At 75.3% G+C, this 18,546-nt stretch carries 14 protein-coding genes; 9 read left to right on the top strand and 5 right to left on the bottom strand.

Annotated elements, in window-relative coordinates:
- Positions 1–74: 74 nt before the first annotated feature.
- Positions 75–2,024, top strand: coding sequence for a 1-deoxy-D-xylulose-5-phosphate synthase (dxs, locus tag ACN27A_RS30255; protein WP_357578754.1), 1,950 nt, complete (start codon positions 75–77; stop codon positions 2,022–2,024).
- A gap of 115 nt (positions 2,025–2,139) precedes the next feature.
- Here the strand turns inward: dxs and ACN27A_RS30260 are convergent, their stop codons facing one another.
- Positions 2,140–3,333, bottom strand: coding sequence for a hypothetical protein (locus tag ACN27A_RS30260; RefSeq protein WP_421457903.1), 1,194 nt, complete (start codon positions 3,331–3,333; stop codon positions 2,140–2,142).
- 189 nt (positions 3,334–3,522) lie between these two features.
- On the opposite strand from ACN27A_RS30260, the gene ACN27A_RS30265 reads away from it, so the two are divergent.
- Both ACN27A_RS30265 and ACN27A_RS30270 read left to right on the top strand, forming a co-directional pair.
- A complete protein-coding gene (locus tag ACN27A_RS30265) occupies positions 3,523–5,490 on the top strand; it encodes a hypothetical protein (protein ID WP_421457904.1) in 1,968 nt (655 codons plus the stop codon).
- Positions 5,490–7,301 (top strand): hypothetical protein, encoded by a 1,812-nt coding sequence (locus ACN27A_RS30270; protein ID WP_421457905.1) that lies wholly within the window; start codon positions 5,490–5,492, stop codon positions 7,299–7,301. The genes ACN27A_RS30265 and ACN27A_RS30270 overlap by 1 nt, the downstream gene beginning before the upstream one ends.
- 4 nt (positions 7,302–7,305) lie before the next feature.
- Here ACN27A_RS30270 and ACN27A_RS30275 read toward each other — a convergent pair whose 3' ends face one another.
- Entirely contained in the window at positions 7,306–9,177 is a 1,872-nt protein-coding gene (locus ACN27A_RS30275) for a hypothetical protein (protein ID WP_421457906.1), read from the bottom strand.
- Positions 9,178–9,283: 106 nt separating this feature from the next.
- On the opposite strand from ACN27A_RS30275, the gene ACN27A_RS30280 reads away from it, so the two are divergent.
- Positions 9,284–10,585 (top strand): PQQ-binding-like beta-propeller repeat protein, encoded by a 1,302-nt coding sequence (locus ACN27A_RS30280; protein ID WP_421457907.1) that lies wholly within the window; start codon positions 9,284–9,286, stop codon positions 10,583–10,585.
- Entirely contained in the window at positions 10,582–11,868 is a 1,287-nt protein-coding gene (locus ACN27A_RS30285; protein WP_421457908.1) for a PQQ-binding-like beta-propeller repeat protein, read from the top strand. Before ACN27A_RS30280 ends, ACN27A_RS30285 begins: the two co-directional genes overlap by 4 nt.
- Before the next feature lie 36 nt (positions 11,869–11,904).
- On the opposite strand, the gene ACN27A_RS30290 is transcribed toward ACN27A_RS30285, so the two are convergent.
- On the bottom strand, positions 11,905–13,200 hold the full coding sequence (locus tag ACN27A_RS30290; protein ID WP_421457909.1) for a C39 family peptidase: 1,296 nt from the start codon (positions 13,198–13,200) through the stop codon (positions 11,905–11,907).
- Positions 13,201–13,348: 148 nt separating this feature from the next.
- On the opposite strand from ACN27A_RS30290, the gene ACN27A_RS30295 reads away from it, so the two are divergent.
- The 4 genes from ACN27A_RS30295 (at position 13,349) to ACN27A_RS30310 (ending at position 16,200) form a co-directional block, all read left to right on the top strand.
- Complete coding sequence (locus tag ACN27A_RS30295) at positions 13,349–14,032, top strand: response regulator transcription factor (protein WP_421457910.1); 684 nt, start codon at positions 13,349–13,351, stop codon at positions 14,030–14,032.
- Positions 14,033–14,165: 133 nt separating this feature from the next.
- Positions 14,166–15,335, top strand: a complete 1,170-nt coding sequence (locus ACN27A_RS30300) for a sensor histidine kinase (protein WP_151452474.1) — start codon at positions 14,166–14,168, stop codon at positions 15,333–15,335.
- A 167-nt stretch (positions 15,336–15,502) separates the two neighbouring features.
- Positions 15,503–15,817: a VOC family protein gene (locus ACN27A_RS30305; RefSeq protein ID WP_421457911.1), complete on the top strand. Its 315-nt coding sequence runs from the start codon at positions 15,503–15,505 to the stop codon at positions 15,815–15,817.
- Positions 15,814–16,200 carry a VOC family protein gene (locus ACN27A_RS30310; RefSeq protein ID WP_421457912.1) on the top strand — a complete coding sequence of 129 codons (387 nt, stop codon included), beginning with the start codon at positions 15,814–15,816 and terminating at the stop codon, positions 16,198–16,200. The genes ACN27A_RS30305 and ACN27A_RS30310 overlap by 4 nt, the downstream gene beginning before the upstream one ends.
- A gap of 52 nt (positions 16,201–16,252) precedes the next feature.
- On the opposite strand, the gene ACN27A_RS30315 is transcribed toward ACN27A_RS30310, so the two are convergent.
- A complete protein-coding gene (locus ACN27A_RS30315) occupies positions 16,253–17,095 on the bottom strand; it encodes a hypothetical protein (RefSeq protein ID WP_421457913.1) in 843 nt (280 codons plus the stop codon).
- A gap of 107 nt (positions 17,096–17,202) precedes the next feature.
- Entirely contained in the window at positions 17,203–18,333 is a 1,131-nt protein-coding gene (locus tag ACN27A_RS30320; protein ID WP_421457914.1) for a hypothetical protein, read from the bottom strand.
- Between the last annotated feature and the right edge of the window lie 213 nt (positions 18,334–18,546).

The raw sequence follows: 18,546 nt of genomic DNA on the forward strand, positions 1-18,546 counted from the left end.
TCAGCGCCCCCCGTCGGTGGGCGGGCGTCCGGGCCGGCCTGCGGAGTGTCGGGCGGCCGATAGACTCTTGCGTCATGAGCGTTGAAGAGGGCACGGTCCACCACACCGGGCTGCTGGCCACCGTCCGGGGTCCGCAGGACGTCAAGCGGATGTCCGCCGAGGAGTTGGACGTCCTCGCCGCCGAGATCCGTGACTTCCTGGTCGCCAAGGTCTCACGTACCGGCGGGCACATCGGCCCCAACCTGGGCGTGGTCGAGCTGACGCTGGCCATGCACCGGGTCTTCGACTCCCCGCGCGACCGGCTGCTGTTCGACACCGGCCACCAGGCGTACGTGCACAAGATCGTCACGGGCCGGCAGGTCGGCTTCGACAAGTTGAAGCAGCGCGGCGGCCTCTCGGGTTACCCGAGCCAGGCCGAGAGCGAGCACGACCTCATCGAGAACTCGCACGCCTCCACCGCCCTGTCCTACGCCGACGGCCTGGCCAAGGCGTACAAGCTGCGGGGCGAGCAGCGCAGCGTGGTCGCCGTGGTCGGCGACGGCGCGCTCACCGGCGGCATGTGCTGGGAGGCGCTGAACAACATCGCCACCGCCGGCAACCCGCTGGTGATCGTGGTCAACGACAACGGCCGCTCCTACGCGCCGACCATCGGCGGCCTCGCCGACCACCTCTCCTCGCTGCGGCTCAACCCCGGCTACGAGAAGGTGCTCGACACCGTCAAGGAGGCGCTCGGCTCGACGCCGCTGGTCGGCCGGCCGATGTACGAGGTGCTGCACGCCGTCAAGCGGGGCATCAAGGACGCGGTCGCCCCGCAGGCGATGTTCGAGGACCTCGGCATCAAGTACGTCGGCCCGGTCGACGGGCACGACGTGGCCGCGGTCGAGTCGGCGCTGCGGGCGGCGAAGAACTTCGGCGGCCCGGTCATCGTGCACGCCGTCACCCGCAAGGGCTACGGCTACCGCCCGGCCGAGGAGGACGAGGCCGACTGCTTCCACGGCCCCGGCGCCTTCGACGTCGCGACCGGCAAGTCGGTCGCCGCCCCGTCGGTGAAGTGGACCGGCGTCTTCGCCGACGAGCTGGTCGCGATCGCCGACGAGCGGCCCGACGTGGTGGGCATCACCGCCGCGATGGCCGAGCCCACCGGCCTCGCCAAGCTGGCCCGCAAGCACCCGAACCGGGTCTACGACGTGGGCATCGCCGAGCAGCACGCGGCCACCTCGGCCGCCGGCCTGGCCCTCGGCGGGCTGCACCCCGTGGTGGCGGTCTACGCGACCTTCCTCAACCGCGCCTTCGACCAGGTCCTGCTGGACGTGGCGATGCACAAGCTGCCGGTGACCTTCGTGCTGGACCGGGCCGGCATCACCGGCCCCGACGGGCCCAGCCACTACGGCATGTGGGACATGTCGATCTTCGGTGTCGTGCCGGGCCTGCGGATCGCCGCGCCCCGCGACGCCGCCACCCTGCGCGAGGAGCTGCGCGAGGCGGTGGGCGTCGACGACGGCCCCACCATCGTCCGCTTCCCGACCGGCACCGTGGCCGCCGACCTGCCGGCCGTGCGCCGGGTCGGCACCGTCGACGTGCTGGCCGAGGCGGCGCGCAAGGACGTGCTGCTGGTGGCGGTCGGCTCCTTCGGCCACCTGGGCATGGAGGTGGCCACCCGGGTCGCCGAGCAGGGCTACGGCGTCACCGTGGTCGACCCGCGCTGGGTCCGGCCGGTCCCGGCCGAGCTCGTCGAGCTGGCCGCCGGGCACCGCCTCGTGGTCACCGTCGAGGACGGCGTCCGGGTCGGTGGCGTCGGGGACGCCCTCGCCCAGGCGATGCGGGACGCCGACGTCCGGGTGCCGCTGAAGGACCTGGGCGTGCCGGCCGACTGGCACCCGCACGGCAGCCGCGCGCAGATCCTCGCCGACCTCGGCCTGACCGCGCAGGACGTGGCCCGCGACGTCACCGGCTGGATCTCCCGGCTGGACGTGGAGCAGGTCGAGCCGGTGATCGCCGCCGACGACGCGACCGCGCAGAACTGAGTTCCAGACCGCCGACGGCGGGTGCCCCGGGAGACCGGGCCACCCGCCGTCGGCGTCTCAGGCGCCGGTCAGCGGACGCCGAGGGAACGCCGGGTCGACGGACGCCGACGCCGGGTCAGCGACCGCCGAGGGAGCGGTAGTGCGTCTTCTCCGCCTCGGCGAGGCTGAACGTCTCCGACCGGGTCGGCGCCGGCACCACGACCAGCCCCGGCCGGTCCACCAGCCGGGGCGTGTCCGGCGGCGTGGACAGCGAACTGTCGGCGGTCGGCCGCCAGCTCAGCACGGCCAGCGGCTGCCCCGGCACCGGCAGCGTGTACGTCTGCAACGGGTTGGCGCGGTCGGCGGGGGAGACCACCGGCGTGCCCCCGTCGGCGGGGCGGTAGACCACGGCGGTCATCGTGCCGTCGGCCGTCTCCCAGCTCAGCTGCTCCAGCTCCGCCGGCTCGCCGCCGCCGAGGGCCACCTCGCCGAGGGTGCGTACGGTCAGCTTGGTCATCGGCCACGACGACGGCACCGAGCGCGGCGCGTCCCGGTCGCCGATGCGCCGGGGGACGCTGCCGAACGGGCCCTCCTCGCCGGCGAGCGCGCAGGTGTCCAGGCCCGTGAGGGCCCGCTTGCCGGAGCCGCTCTCGTCGCGTACGAGGGGGTAGCGCGGGTCGGTGGTGCCGGTGCCGAGGTCCAGCAGCCGGTCGGCGGCACGGCCCCGGGGCAGCGCCTCGGTGGCCCTGAGCGTGGCGGTCACCGGCACCGCCCGGCAGGCCGGCACGGTCACCGGCTCGGTGAGGCCGTCGGTGTGCCGCAGGGCGCGGCCGTCCGGCCCGAGCAGCCGCTGCACCCGGCCCGACGTGAGGTAGCGCCGCCCGTCGGAGGTGTGCACGGGGAGCACGTCGGAGTAGACGAGGTAGCCGGGGTCGGTGTACTCGGCGGCGCGGGTGACCGCGTACCGGCCGTCCTCGGTGGTGACCTGGAGCAGCCAGGAGGCGCTCTCGCCGGGCACGTCCGCGGCGACCAGGGCCAGCGGCGCGCCGCCGACCTCGCCGGACCAGAGGATCCCGGACGTGGGCAGGTGCACCCGGTCGTCGGCCGGTGACCGCCAGTCGCGTACCGCCTCGGTCACCGCCGACCTGACGGCGGCGTCGCCCGCCAGGGTGCCGCGTGGCGGCCAGACCGTCAGGTCGCCGTCCAGGCTGTCGTAGCCGACCCGCAGGTCGCCCGGCTGCCGGTCGGCCACCGGCCCGCAGGCGGTCGCGGTGAGCAGCAGGGTCAGCAGTGCGGTGGCCATGATGCCGCGCCGGCGGACTGGAGCCACCTGTACGCCCCCTCGATCGCCTCAGCCGTCGTTCAACGGAAAGCGCCATAGTACGAGATGTCGGATCACCGGGACGCGCCACCTCGCCCACCGTCCGTGCGCAGGTCGCGGGCGGTGGGCGACGCCGACCACAGAGGACACTGCCGTGGTTTCAGGGTGAATGTCCCGCTCGGGTAGACTCCGCCGACTGTGACGCCTGCCGAGACCCGCGCCGAATCCTGGTCGGAATCCGACGCCGCCGCGGCCCCCGCGTCCGAACCCGTGGCGCCGCCCGTGGGCGCCGGTGACCGTACGCCGGGCGGGGCCGCCCGCGCCGAAGAGGCCGACGCCCCCGGCGCGGCCGTGACCACCACCGAAGCGACCGACGCCACCGCCCCCTCCGGCGGGGCCGGCGGGGCGGACGGCGCGGCCCGGCCCCGGCGGTGGACCCGGCGACGGCAGGACCTCACGGTCTTCGGCCTGTTCCTGCTCGCCGCGGTGTGGGTCACCAGCCAGATCTGGGTGGACCCGGCCGGCCGGGTGGCCTCGCTCTACAGCAGCGACCCGGCCCAGGTGCAGTTCTTCCTCGCCCACTCGGTACGCGTGGTCCTGCACGGCGAGTTCCCGTTCTTCACCGAGCAGTTCAACTACCCCGACGGGGTCAACCTGATGGCCAACACGGCCATCCTCGCGCTGGGCATCCCGATGGTCCCGGTGACGCTGCTCTTCGGGCCGGCCGTGACCTTCGTGGTGCTGGTCACGCTCGCGCTCGCCGGCACGGCCTCGGCCTGGTACTTCGTGCTCTCCCGGCACGTCGTGCGCAGCCCGCTGGCGGCGGCCGTCGGCGGCTGGTTCTGCGGGTTCTCGCCGGCGATGCTGTCGCACGCCAACTGGCACCCCAACATCATCTCGCAGTTCCTGCTGCCGTTCATCGTCTGGCGGGTGCTGGTCATCACCCGGTCCCGGCGGCCGTGGCGCGACGGCGTGCTGCTCGCCCTGATGGTCACCGCCCAGGCGTTCATCAACGAGGAGATCCTGCTCTTCACGGCGCTCGCCTGCGGGGTGTTCCTGCTCGCCGTGCTCGCCCAGCGGCCCGGGCTCTGGTCGGCGGCGTGGCGACCGCTGGCCAAGGCCCTCGCGATCTGCACCGTGCTCGCCGGGTCGCTGCTGGCGTACCCGCTCTATGTCCAGTTCGCCGGGCCGATGGCGTACCACGGCCTGAGCGACGCGGTCCGCGACTACGGCAACGACATCGCGGCCTTCTTCGCGCCCGGCTCGCCGACGATCGGCGGCGACGAGCGCGCCAACGCCAACCTCGCGCCGAACTACTCGGAGGAGAACGCCTTCTTCGGTTGGAGCCTCGCCCTGATGGCCGTCGGCATCGTGGCCTGGCTGCGCCGGGAGATGCTGGTCCGGGCGCTCGCCGCGACCGGGGCGTTCTTCGCGGTGCTCTCCCTCGGCGAGCGGGTGTCCTGGTGGCACCGGGAGCTGTTCACCGGGCCCTGGGAGTGGCTGGTCCGGCTGCCCCTGCTCGACGCGGTGGTGCCCACCCGCTTCGGCCTGATCACCAGCGTGGTGGTGGGCATCCTGCTGGCGCTCGCCGTCGAGCGCTCCCGGACGCTGCCGGTCGAGCGGCGCACGCTGCGTACGCTCACCGTGGCCGGGCTCGTCCTCGCGCTGCTGCCGATCGCGCCGATGCCGCTGAAGGTGACCTCCCGTCCGCCCGTACCGGACTTCATCACCGCCGACCGGTGGCGCGGCTACGTCGGTCCGGACCAGACGCTGGTGCCGATCCCGGTGCCGAACATGGGACACACCCACGGGATGCGCTGGGCCGCCTCCACCAACCTCGACTTCAAGATCCCCGGCGGCTACTTCCTGGCGCCGCGCAACGGCAACACCGGCGACCCCGGCCGCTTCGGCGGCCGGCCCAGCGGCGTCGGGCGGCTGCTGGAGGAGGTCGCCTCGACCGGCCGCATCCCGAAGCTGGACGACCGGCAGCGCCGCCGCTCGCTCGACGAGCTGCGGTACTGGCGGGCGGCCATCCTGGTGCTCCCGGTCGGCCAGCACCACTCCGAGCAGCTGCGGCGCACCGTCGAGCAGCTGGTCGGTCCCGGCCGCCGGGAGCTGGACGTCTGGGTCTGGGACGTCCGGGCGCTGACCGACCAGCCGACCTGATGACCGCCCCGGCGGCGACCGGCACCGCCGGGGCGGCACCCGCCCGGCGGTCCCGCCGGCTGCCGGTGCGCGCGCCGGACGCGCTGGTCGTCGCCGGCTACCTCGCCCTGGCCGTGCTGCTGACCCTCGGCCAGTGGGGTCGCCCGGGGCGGCTGTTCCACCAGGCGGGGGACCAGGTCCTCTTCGAGTGGATGCTGGCCCGCGCGGCCCGGGCGGTGACGGGCCTGGAGAACCCGCTGTACAGCGGGGAGCTGAACGCCCCGGACGGGGTGAACCTGATGGCCAACACCTCGGTGCTGGGCCTGGGCGTGCCGCTGACCCCGGTCACCCTGCTCTTCGGCTCGCAGGTCGCGTTCCTGGTGGCCGTGGTCTGCTGCCTCGCCGGCACGGCGACCGCCTGGTACGCGGTGCTGCGCCGCCGGCTCGTCGGCTCCCGGGCGGCGGCGGCCGTCGGCGGGCTCTTCTGCGGCTTCGCCCCCGGCATGGTCGCGCAGGCCGGGGCGCACCTGCACATGGCGGCGCAGTTCCTGGTGCCGGTGATCCTGGCGCTGGTGTTCCACCCGGACCCGCGCCGGGTGTGGCGGCACGGGACGCTGCTCGGGCTGCTGGTGGCGTACCAGCTCTTCCTCGGCGAGGAGGTGCTGGCCTTCCTGGTCCTCGCCGCCGGGACGTTCGCGCTGGCGTACGCGGCGGCCGACCGGCAGAGCGCGCGTCGGCGGGCACCGGCGCTGCTCGGCCGCCTCGCGGTCGGGGTGGCGGTGGCGCTGCCGCTGCTGGCGTACCCGCTGTGGTTCCAGTTCTTCGGCCCGGGCCACTACCGGGGGATGCCCTTCCACGCGTACGGCTACCAGCTCGACGCCGCTTCCTTCACCGCCTCGGCGCGGCAGACGGTGCTCGGCGACGACCACCTGCCCGGCCTGCTCGCGCCGAACCCCACCGAGGAGAACTCCTTCTTCGGCCCGGGGCTGCTGGTGCTCGCCGTGGTGATCGTGATCTGGCTGTGGCGCCGGCCGCTGGTGCGCGCGCTGGCCGCCTGCGGGCTGCTCTTCGCGCTGCTCTCGCTGGGCGAGCAGGTCCGCCTGGACGGCACGTCGACCGGGATCCCCGGGCCGTACCGGCTGGTCGCCGCGCTGCCGCTGCTCGACCACGCGGTGCCGGCGCGCTTCCCGCTGGTCTGCGTCCCGGTGCTGGGCATCCTGCTCGCCCTCTCCCTGGACCGGCTGCGCCCCGTGGCCGAGGCCGATCGGCTGCGCCCCGAGGCCGAGGCCCGGGTAGGTGCCGTGCCCGTGCGGCTGCTCTGGGGCGGGGCGGTGGCCGCCGCGCTGCTGCCACTGATCCCCACCCCGATCCGGACCGTGCCGGCCTGGCCGGTGCCGGCGTTCGTGGCCGAGGGCGGCTGGCGGCCCCACGTACCGCCGGGCCGGACCCTGGTCCCGGTGCCGCCGGTGACCGGCGCGGGGCTCAGCCCGGCGATGCTCTGGTCGGCCCGCACGGGGCTGGCCTTCCCGGCCCCGGGCGGCTACTTCATCGGCCCCCGGAGCGCCGACGACCCGGCCGCCCGGTGGGGCGCCCCGGACCGTCCCACCGCCGAGCTGCTGCGCCGGGTGGCCGAGACCGGCGAGGTGCCGGTGGTCACCGACGAGCACCGCCGGCAGGCGGTCGAGGACCTGCGGCACTGGCGCGCCGCCCTGGTGGTGCAGGGTGGACTGCACCACGGCGAGCCGGTGCGCCGTACGCTCGACGCGCTGCTCGGGCCCGGCCGGGAGGTGGCCGGTGCCCACGTCTGGGACGTCCGCCCGCTGGTGGGCTGACGGCTCAGCCGACGAGCGGCCGGACGTCCCAGAGCCACACGTCGTCGACGCGCTGGGGCGGGCCGATCAGCGCGGTCATCAGCTCGCGCAGGACCGCCTCGCGGGGATGCGCGCCGAGGACCACCACGGACGCGCGCCAGAAGCGCAGGTCCTCGACGGCCTGGCGGCGGTTCTCGTCGGTCAGCGCGGGGACCGCGTTGGAGTCCATCGTGGAGTAGATCAGGGTGCTGGTCGGACGGTTGGGCGCGCCGAAGACGCCCTCGCCCAGCTCGTTCGGCCCGATGAAGTAGCCGCCCGGGATCGGGAACGCGTGCTGCGTCAGCGCGCTCCAGCGCAGCGTGGGCAGGCCGTGCACGTTGCTCGGGATCGGCACCGGCACCAGGGTCCGGCCCTCCGGCACGTACGGGCGCCAGCCGCCGGCGGTGATGAAGTGCGGCGGCGGGTCGACGGGCTCCGCGGGCAGCGGACGCGGGAACAGCGGCAGCACGGCGAGCGCGACGGCCGCGTACCCGACCGGCCGGAGCCAGCGGCGGCGCGGCCCGGCGGCCTCGGCACCGGCCGCGCGGTCGTCGCCGTCGGACCCGGCGCGGGGGGCCGGCACCGGCGGGCGACCGCCGCCGGCGACGGTGTCCCAGGCCAGGGCGAGCAGCACGCCGAGCGCCGCCGCCACCACCAGGGCCAGCCGGGTCGGCATCATCATCTCGACCAGCGGCAGGTCGTCGGAGATGTAGGCCCACGGGCCGTCCGTCTCCGTCTCCACCCCGTTGATCCGTACCTTCGGGCCGATCGAGGCCACCGTGAAGACCACCACCAGCACCGCGAGGATGCGGGCGGCGAGCGAGCGGCGGACCAGCAGCACCAGCGCCACCAGCGACAGCAGCACCAGCGGCCAGCCGAACCAGGTGTTCTGCTCGGTCAGCCCGATGGTCTTCTCCACCGCCTCGTCGCCGGCCACCGTGTCGCGGGCGAAGGTGACGAAGGCGGCCAGGTCCTCGCCCCAGCTGTGGAACACCCCGCCCTGCAACCCCCGGTAGGACTGCGGGCCGTTGAACTGGAACCAGATCGGGTAGGCCGTCAGCAGCAGCGCCAGAGCGCCGCCCACGCCGAGCGCGGCGGCGAAGGTGCCGGCCACCGCCCGCGTCCGCGCCGGCCGCATGATCGCGTACGCGACCACGACGACCAGGCAGGCCAGCGCGGTGAGCAGCAGCATCTCCTCGTTGATGAAGATCTGGTACGCCACCAGCAGGCCGAGCACGATCCCGTTGCGCCGCCACCGGCCGGGCTCGCCGAGCCGGAGCACCCGCACCACGATCAGCGGCAGCAGGAAGTTCGAGACGAAGTTGGGCTGGCCGTTGGCGTGGTGCACGATGCCCGGCGCGAAGCCGAGGAACGCGCCGCCGACGAAGGCCGCCGCGCGCGAGCGCACCAGGTGCCGCGACAGCATCCAGTACGACGTGCCGGCGGTCGCGGCCAGCGCACCGCCCAGGTAGAGGGCGTACATGACCTGCGGGCCGAGGAGCATGGTCAGCGGCGCCAGCGGCAGCGTCACCCCGAGCAGCGAGGTGTTCGCCATCATGTTCACCCCGTCCGGGGCGTTCTGCCGCTCGGTGAACAGCGGGTTCTCCAGGTGCCGCACCGAGTACGCGCCGTGCGAGAAGAGCCACTCGAACCAGCTGTGGTCGGTGGGCAGGTGCGACGACACCCGGTTCTGCACGTCGACCCAGTAGTTCAGGCACACGAAAACGCCGAGCAGGACATAGGCTCCGATGGCCAGTACGTCGGCGCGGGAGGGCCTGCGCCGGGGCCGGCGCGTCGGCTCGGCCGCGACGGGCTCGGAGACGGAGTTCAGCGAGGGGTCTACCACCGGCACAGCCACGACGCGCCATCGTACAGGCGCTCCGGCGTCGCTTTTGCCGGGCCGGTGTCCCCACGGCCGATTTGCCGGTCCGCCGGAGGCCACGGTGTGACGGGGAGGACGCCACGTGACGGTCATCGACCTGGGCGAGCGACGGGACGTCGACGGGGCCGCCGGGCCCGGCCCGGGCCGGTTCCTCCGCCGCTGGGCGCCGGCCCTGGTCGCCCTGCTCTGCCTGGTGACGTCGGCGGCCGCCGCGCCGTGGCCCGCGCAACCGCCGGGCGTCACGGTGCCGGCCGGCCCGGACGCGAGTCTCGTGTTCGTCGACGGGGTCCTGCTGGTGGCGGAGCCGTCGGGCCCCGCCACGGTGGCCGACGGGGACCCGGTGTCGCGGCTGGCCGCCCACCGGCTGCCCTCCGGCCGTCCCCTGTGGCGGGTGCCGTTGCCCGCGCCGGGGCGGGTGTTCCACGCCGTCCGGGCCGGCGACCTGCTGGCGGTCGGCCTGGCCGGGGACCGGACGGCGTCCGAGGTGGTCGGGCTCTCCCTCGCCGACGGCGGGGTGCGCTGGCGGGGCGAGGGGCAGTTGCGCGGCGCCACGTCGGCCGGGCACCTGCTGCTGTCGAGCTTCGCCGGATCGGGCGCGTCGGTGCTGCGCTCGGTGGACCCCGCCACCGGTGCCGTCCGGTGGTCGCAGCCGCTGGCCTTCGAGGACGCCCACCTGTCGCGGCGGGACCAGCGGATAAGCCTGCTGACGGTGCTCGCCGACGGGCGGCTGGAGCTGCGCGACCCCGACACGGGCGCGGCGCGCGCCGCGACCGCCGTGCCCGACCGATCCCGCGTGCTGACGGTCACGGAGGAGCTGGTGCTGCTCACCGACGCCAGCGGCGCCCTCAGCGGCTACGAGATCCCCGGCCTGCGCCAACGGTGGAGCGTGCCCCGTGGCCCGGCCGACCGGCCGGAGGCCTACGACTGCGGCGTCCTGATCTGTGTGGACGACGGGTCGCCCGCCATCCGGCTGCTCGATCCCGCCACCGGCGCCCTGCGCTGGCGGAGCGAGAACGCGGCGCTGGGGCCGGTCGCCGTCGAGGGCCGGCTGCTGGCCGTCCGGCGCTTCTCCGGTGGCGCCACGGAGCATGTGCTGCTCGACGCGGCGACCGGCCGGCCGGTGCGGCAACTGGGCCGCTGGCGTGCCGGCCCCCCGGGGATGCTCTCGGCCGACGCGACGACCGTGCACCGCCGGCAGCGCGACGGGCGGTACCTGGTCGGCCGGATCGACGAGCGTGGGGAGGGCGTGCGGGTGCTGGCGGCGCTGCGCGGCGTGGTGGGGGAGTGCGGCGCTCGCGGGTCGTTCGTCGCGTGCCGGCGCGAGGACGGTGGGTTGGGCGTGTGGGAACTGCCCGGTGACCGCGACCGGAAGGGGCGGGCGTGACGCTCATCGACCTCGGCGAGGTGCGCGACGAGCCGGGCCGCGAGGCGCCGCCGCCGCGCCCGCCGCGCGCCGTCGGTCGCCCGGTGCGGGTCGCGTTGGCGCTCGCGTTCCTCGTGGCCACCGTGGCGGCGGCCGCTCCGGTGCCGGCCCGGGTCGGGCTCGTCGTGCCGGCCCGGCTCGGGTCGGAGGCGTTCCTGCACGGCGACCGGCTCTACGTCGTCGAGCCGGCCGAGGGGGAGCCCGAGGGGACCGTCGAGGTGCGCGCGTACGCCCTGCCCGAGCGGGCGCCGGCCGACGCCGCCCCGCCCACCCCGGTGTGGCGCTCCCGGGTCGCGGGGGCGGGCCGGTTCTGGCAGGTCCAGACCGGGCCGGGGTCGGTGCTCTTCTCGGTCACCGGGGACCAGGACGACGGGCAGACGATCGCCCTGGACGCCGCGACCGGCCGCGGGCTCTGGCGGCAGCCCGGCTACCCCTGGTGGGACCCGGCCGGGATCCTGCTGATGCAGACCGGCGGGGAGGAGGGCGGCGCCGTGCGGTCGGTGGATCCGGCCTCCGGGCGGGCCCTCTGGTCGGTGCCGACGACGCGTGGGGGCGCGACGTACAGTCTCCGCGACGGGCGGGTCGAGCGGATCGTCCTGCTCCCCGCCGAGGGGCGGGTCGAGGTGCGCGACCCCCGCTCCGGCGCCCTGGTGCACTCGGCGGACCTGGGCCTCGACGAGACCTCCGGGCACGTGGTGGTGGCGTTCGACCTGCTGCTGGTCGTCCGGTCGACCGCGGGCGTGGTGACCGCCTACGGGCTGGACGGGCTGCGGCGGCGGTGGGAGGCGCGCGTCCCCATGGTGGAGCACGTCACCGAGTGCGGCGAGCTGGTGTGCGTGCCAGGGGGGAACAGGTTCGTCGCGCTCGACCCGGCGACCGGCGCGCTCCGGTGGGTCGGCGAGCGGTGGTTCGGGGTGCTGTCGGCACAGGGCGGCCGGCTCCTGGCGGTCGCGCCCGGGCCCCTCGGCGACCGGCTGGGCGTGCTCGACGCGGCCACCGGTCGGGAAGTGGCCGACCTGGGCACCTGGCAGCTGATGACCTGGCACGCCGACGAACGGATCCTCGCCGTGCGGCCGGCCGCCGCCGGTGGCGGGGTGGTGGTCGCCGAGCTGGACGTCGCCGCCGGCCGGGCCCGGGTGCTGGACGTGCTCCGCGGCGCGTCCGGGGACTGCCGCAGCCGGGCCGACACGGTGGTGTGCCGGCTGCAGACGGGCGAGCTCGGCGTCTGGCGCTATCCCGGTTGAGCCGCCGCGCGTCCGGTGCCACGGACGCCGCCGGGGTCACCAGTTGGGCTGCTCCGGCGCCGGGGGGAGCGGCACACCGGGCGGGCGGAGCACGTACGCCACCCCGCCGCTGCCACCCTGCCAGGCGGCCTCGAACCGGTCCCGGTCGACGGTCCGGCGCACCCCGTCGTCGTCCGGGGCGTACGGGTCGTTGAGCACCGGCGCGCCCGTGGCGGTGAAGCCCACCAGCACCATCAGGTGCCCGGCGGTGTCGTAGTCCAGCCCGGGCACCTCGCCCGACGTGAACGCGGCGGAGACGATCAGCGGGATGCCGGTGGCCACGAACGCCTCCGCCTCGGCCAGCGACCGCAGCCGGGTGACGAAGGCGTCCACCCCGTGCAGGCCCGCGTACGCGGTGTTGAACGCCCAGTTGCCGGCCCCGGCGAAGGCGTGGTCGTAGCAGTGTCGCGCAGCGTGCACCACCACCGGGCGGGGGCCGGCCGGAGCCACCCAGGCGTACCGGGTCGGGGCCGGGGCGGCGTCCCAGAAGGCCAGCACCATCGAGGTGCAGGTGGGGCTGCACCAGGCGTCCCCGCCGCCACCCCACTGCGGGTGGGCGCCGGCGTGCAGCCGCTGCGAGTAGCGCGGCACGTCCAGGACCGTGCCCCAGGCGGCCGGCGCCGTCGCGGCGGACCCACCCGCAGGGGTGGGACCCGGGGCGAGGGACCCGGGCCCGGTGACCGGGGCGGGCCCGGCCGCCACCGGCGGGGAGCCCGCTGCGGTGGGTCGGGACGCCCCGGCCGCAGCCGTCGGGCGCGGGCCCGCGGCGACCGCCCCGACCGCGCGCAGCACCGGGGTCGCGTCGGTGTCCTCGGGCCGGAGCAGGGTCACCCGGACCTGCCAGCCGGTGACGGTCGCGCCCGTCACCACCAGCGTGTCCGTGTCCACCCGGGCGTCGGCGTCGCGCTGCCCGGGCACGGACGTCCGGCGGATCGCGTGGTCGTCGGCCGCCCAGTCGGCGAGGACGTACCACCCGGTGGCCGGCGCGTCGTCGTGCCAGCCCCGCAGCTCCACCCGCAGCCAGCAGTCGCCGGGGGTGTCCCCGGTCCACGAGGGCACGACGTCGCGCACGGCGAAGCCGACCGGCACGGGCGGGGACGTCCAGCTGCCGGCCGCGTACCGCCGGGTGCGGCCGTCGGCGTCGGTGTGGTCGAGCCGGTCGGCCGGATCGGCCAGTTCGAGGCCCCGTCCGCCCGCGCGCAGCCCGGACAGGCTGCCCAGCCCGGCGTCGCCGGGAAGGCGGAAGCCCCGGTAGGTGACGTCCCGTCGGATCGTCGGCGCCGCGTCGGTCATGTGTCTTCCCGTCCGTCGTGAAGGTTGCCGCCAAGAGCATTGCGTACGACGAAGGTTTTCTGCAACGGGGCGGGCCGGGACGGCGGGTGCGGGGCGGTTTGGCTGCCGGCACTAGGTTGTGGGTGGTCAGGGGCGCGAGGAGGCCGGGATGCGGGTACTGGTGGTCGAGGACGAGCGCAACCTCGCCGACGCGATCGCGCGGGGGCTGCGCAAGCGGGGGATGGCGGTGGACGTCGCCTACGACGGCGACAGCGGCCACGAGATGGCGTTCGTCACGCGGTACGACGTGGTGGTGCTCGACCGGGACCTGCCCGGCATGCACGGTGACCAGATCTGCGCCGAGCTGGCCGCCTCCGGCACGCTCACCCGGGTGCTGATGCTGACGGCCAGCGGCACCGTCGCCGACCGGGTGGAGGGGCTGCAGCTCGGCGCGGACGACTACCTGCCGAAGCCGTTCGCCTTCGACGAGCTGGTCGCCCGGGTGCAGGCGCTCGGCCGGCGGGCCACCCCGGCCGCGCCGCCGGTGCTCGAACTCGCCGATCTGGTTCTCGACCCGGCCCGCCGGGTGGCCACCCGGGGCGGCCAGCCGGTCGACCTGACCAACAAGGAGTTCGGCGTGCTCTGCGAGCTGCTCAAGGCGCGCGGCGCCGTGGTCTCCAGCGAGGAACTGCTGGAACGGGTCTGGGACGCCAACACCGATCCGTTCACCACGATCGTCCGGGTCACCGTGATGACGCTGCGCAAGAAGCTCGGCGACCCGCCGCTGATCGAGACGGTGGTCGGTGCGGGCTACCGCACGGCGGGGACGGGGACGGGGGCGGGGGCCCTGTGAGCGCGAGGAGTGAGCCGGTTTTGCGAGCCCCGCAGTCGCGAATGAAGGTGGCGCTGTGAGCGCGAGGAGTGAGCCGGTTTTGCGAGCCCCGCAGTCGCGGACGAAGGCTGGTGGCGCGACCCGGCGGGCCCTGCTGCGGCCGACGCTGCGGCTGCGGCTGACCCTGCTCAACGGGGTGCTGCTGGTCGGCGCGGGCGCGATCCTGGTGCTGCTGGCCTGGCTGCTGGTCCGCGACGCGCTGCGCCCGACCGACGAGCTGCTGCCCGGCACCGTGGTGGTGCTGGCGGACGGCCGGTCGCTGGACGCCGCGCAGTGGCAGCGCCAACTGGTCGACGCGGCCAGCGCGGAGCTGCTGGTCAAGGGCCTGGTGGCGCTGCTGGCGATCAGCGTCGTCGGGGTGGCCGGCGCGTACGCGGTCGCCGGCCGGGCGCTGCGACCGCTGCACCAGGTCACCGCCACCGCCCGCCGGTTGGGCGAGACCACCCTGGACCAGCGGATCGGCTATTCGGGCGCCGACGACGAGGTGGCCGAGCTGGCGGAGACCTTCGACGAGATGCTGGACCGCATCGCCGCCGCGTTCGAGGCGCAGAAGCGCTTCGTGGCCAACGCCTCGCACGAGCTGCGGACCCCCCTCGCGGTGATGCGTACCGAGATCGACGTGACGCTCAGCGACGACGAGGCGGACGCCGCCGAGTACCGCCGGATGGCCACCGTGGTCCGGGACGCCTCCGAGCGGGCCAACGGGCTGGTCGACGCCCTGCTGGTGCTCGCCCGCAGCGAGGCCCAGGCGGGCCGCCGGCTGGGCCGCCGCACCGAGTGCGACCTCGCCGCCGGCACCGCCAACGCCCTGTCGGCGGTACGCCGGGAGGTCGAGCGGATCAAGCTGCGGGTGCAGACCTCGCTGGAGTCAGCGCCGGTCGTCGGCGATCCCGGGCTGCTGGACCGGCTGGCCGGCAACCTGATCGAGAACGCGATCCGCTACAACCACCTGCACGGCCGGGTCTGGGTGCGTACCGGGTCGGACGGGTGCCGGTCGTGGCTGGTGGTGGGCAACACCGGTTTCGAGGTGGACCAGGCCGACGTGCCCGGCCTGTTCGAGCCGTTCCGGCGCGGCGGCCGGGAGCGTACCGGCGCGCGCGGCTCGGGCCTCGGGCTCTCGATCGTCCGGGCGGTCTGCGACGCGCACGGCGGCACCGTGAAGGTGGTCGCCCAGACCGGTGGCGGGCTGGAGGTCACGGTGACCCTGCCGGCGGCGGAGGCGGCCCCGGCGGTCACCGCCCAGGAGCCGGCCGCCCGGCGGTGACGGGCCACCCCGGGGTTGCGGGGAGTGCGGGCCCGATGGAAGGATCACGGCGTCAGCTCGAGAACCGGAGGGGGGTGCGTCGATGTTCACCGTCATGATCTCCGCGCCCCGTCTCGCCGGCTGACCCTCACGCACGCGGGGCGCCTCATCCCCAGCGGAGGAACTCCGTGTATCCACGGATCCACAACAGCAGTTTCGACTGTCACGACACCTACGCCCTCTCCGGCTCCTGGCCGGCCGTGCCCGGGTACGCCCGGCACGCCGACGCCGCCTCCGGCGGCCCGGAGGCGGCGCTGCCAGCGCCGGGCGGCACCACTCCGCACGTCTTCCTCCCACAGGTCCCCGGGGCCGGGTCGGTGCAGAGTCGGGCGCGCGTCCGTCTCGAACCGGCCGGCCGGACCCGGGCGCGGGAGGCCGAGCGGGCGCTCGGCGTAGGCGCGACGGAGCGGGCGGGTACGACCATCGAGGAGGAACACCCGTGAGCGCACGGATCCACAACGTCTGCATCGACTGCCGCGACACGTACGCGCTGTCCGGCTTCTGGGCGCAGGTCTTCGACTGCTCCCGCCAGCCGGACGACTTCCCCGGCGACCCGGAGGCCATGCTGCTGCCCCCGGGAGGACCGGAGGTGCTCTTCGTGGCGGTGCCGGACGGCAAGGAGGTGAAGAACCGCCTCCACCTCGACCTGGAGCCCACGGACCGGACCCGGGACGAGGAGGTCGCGCGCCTGGTGGGCATCGGTGCCACCCAGGTCGCCGACCAGCGCCGCCCCGACGGTTCGGGCTGGGTGGTGCTCGCCGACCCGGAGGGCAACGAGTTCTGCGTGCTGCGCAGCGCCGCCGAGCGGGCCGCCACGGCGGGCTGACGCGAAAGGGGCCCGTCCACCGTCGTGGGCGGGCCCCGCGCTGCCGTACGGGTCAGGACTTCTGCTCGACCTGTCCCCGGATGGTGGCGAACTCGGCGTGGGCCTGCTGGCCCGTCTTGAAGTAGATGATGACCATGCCGACGCTGCCCTTGTCGCTCCACACGCAGACGCCGAGCGGCACGTCCTGCGCCTTGGCGTCGCCGCACTTGGCCTCGCCGCCGAGCGGTCCCGGATCCACGGTCTTCATCTCGCCCAGCCGTACGTCGCTGGTGCGCGCGCCCCTGATGGTGTCCTCGAGCGTCTTGACCGGGTCCGGGTTCAAGCCGGACGCGGCGGCGATCATCACGAGGTCTTTGCCGGTGAGGGTGCCGTAGAACTCGCCGACGGTGCTGCTGGCGCCGGGGATCGTCTTGTTGAGTTCCGCCTCGAGCTCCCGGGCGCCGGCCTGGAGGGTCGGGTCCGTCGCCCTGGGCCGCCCGGCGAGGGTGGCCGGCGCGACGACCCGGGTCCGGGTGGCGTCGACGGTCTCCTTGACGTCGTCCTTGACGGCGAAGGCGACGATCGCCGCGCCGCCCAGGCAGAGCACCAGCACCACGGCGAGCGAGATCAGCACGATCTTGCCGGCGTTCGACTTCCGCGGTGCCGGCGGGCCGCCGTACGCCCCCGACAGGCCCCCGTATGGCGGCGGCCCGTACCCGCCGGCCTGGGGCGGTGGCCCGTACCCGCCGGCCTGGGGCGGTGGTCCGTACCCGCCGGCCTGCGACGGCGGCGGTCCGTACCCGCCGGGTTGTGCCGGTGGCGGTCCGTATCCGCCGGGCTGTGGCGGCGGGTACGAGCCGTACGGGCCGCCCCCGCCGTCCGGCGGCGGGTAGGAGTTGGCGGGTGGGTAGGACATCGGTCAGCTCCGGGTCTGCGCGAGGGAGATGGTGATTCGTGCGGCCCCGGCCACGCCCGACGCCCCGCGTCGGTCGTGGGCGGCGGCGCGCACCGGGCGGGTGGTGGTCAGTACTTCTGCTCGATCTGGCTGCGGAAGCCGACGAACTCCGCCGCCGTGGCTGCCGACGAGGAGAAGAACATGACGATGAGCCCGACGCTGCCGTGGTCGGCCCACGCGCAGACGCCCAGCGGCACGCCGGCCGACTCGCCGTCGCCGCACTTGGCCAGGCCGCCGAGCGGCCCGGGGGCGATGGTGGTCAACCGCTTGACGGCCAGGTCCTTCGAGATGCCCTTGACCGCGTCGTCGAGCTCCCGTTCCGGGTTGAGCACGAAGGTGCTGGCGGCGATCACCATGACCATGTTTCGCTCGTCGGCGCTGCCGTAGAAGGCGCCCGCGACGCCGGTCTCGCCGCGCACCGAGGTCCGCAGCTCGCGGACCATGTCGTCGGCGGCCTTCCGCAGGGTCGGCTCGGTGCTCTTCGGGCGGCCCCCGAGCGTCTCCGGCGTGACGACCCTGATCTGCGGGGCGTCGCTGGACTCCGGCGACGGGGTGGCTTCGGACGAGGTGTCGGCGCTCGGCGTGGCGCTCGGCGCCGCCGCGGTGGGGGACGCGGTCGGCGTGGGCCTGGGGTCGGTGCCCTGGTCGCCCTCGTAGGCGAGGTAGGCGATGCCACCTCCGCCGAGGCAGAGCACCAGCAGCCCGACGATGCCGAGGGACAGCACCAGCTGGTGGGGCCTGGCCGGCCGGCCCGCGCCGGGAGGGGGCGGGTAGCCGGCGTACGGGCTGGCTGGGAACCCGCCCTGCGGCGTCGCGGGATAGCCACCGTACGGCTGCGTGGGATGCGGCTGGGCCGACGTGGGCCCGGGGTACGGCTGGCCCGAGGTGGGCCCGGGGTGCGGCTGGGCGGACGTGGGTCCCGGGTACGGCTGGGCGGACGCAGGCCCCGGATATGGCTGGCCCGAGGTGGGTCCGGAGTACGGCTGGGCGGAGGTGGGTCCGGGATGCGGCTGGGCCTGCGGGGGGTGGGGGTGCGGCGTGGTGGGCCAGCCGCCACCCGCCGGCGGCTGCCCGCCCGGCGGGGACGCCCAACCATCGGCGGGCGGTGCCGGGTAGCCGTCCGGTCGCGGCGGATGGAAGTCGTAGTGGGTGTCGTGCTCCGGCTGCCCGGACCAGGGATCGACCGGCGGTGAGGACATGATCAGCTCCAGGCGAGGGTGCGAACGGGTGATCGTAGCCAGCCACGGCACGCTACCGCTGTCCCGACCCCGACCGTATCGGCCGCAACGACGAACGCGGTGGCCACCTCCATCCAAGCTGGACGGGGCAACCACCGCGAACGCGGGGGGCGTTGGGGTAGGGAAGGGCCCCTTCCTGACGCATAGCGGGCGGTTTCAAGGGGTCGTTGCAAC

The organism is Micromonospora sp. WMMD737, from assembly GCF_049179055.1.
Taxonomy (GTDB): Bacteria; Actinomycetota; Actinomycetes; order Mycobacteriales; family Micromonosporaceae; genus Micromonospora; species Micromonospora reichwaldensis.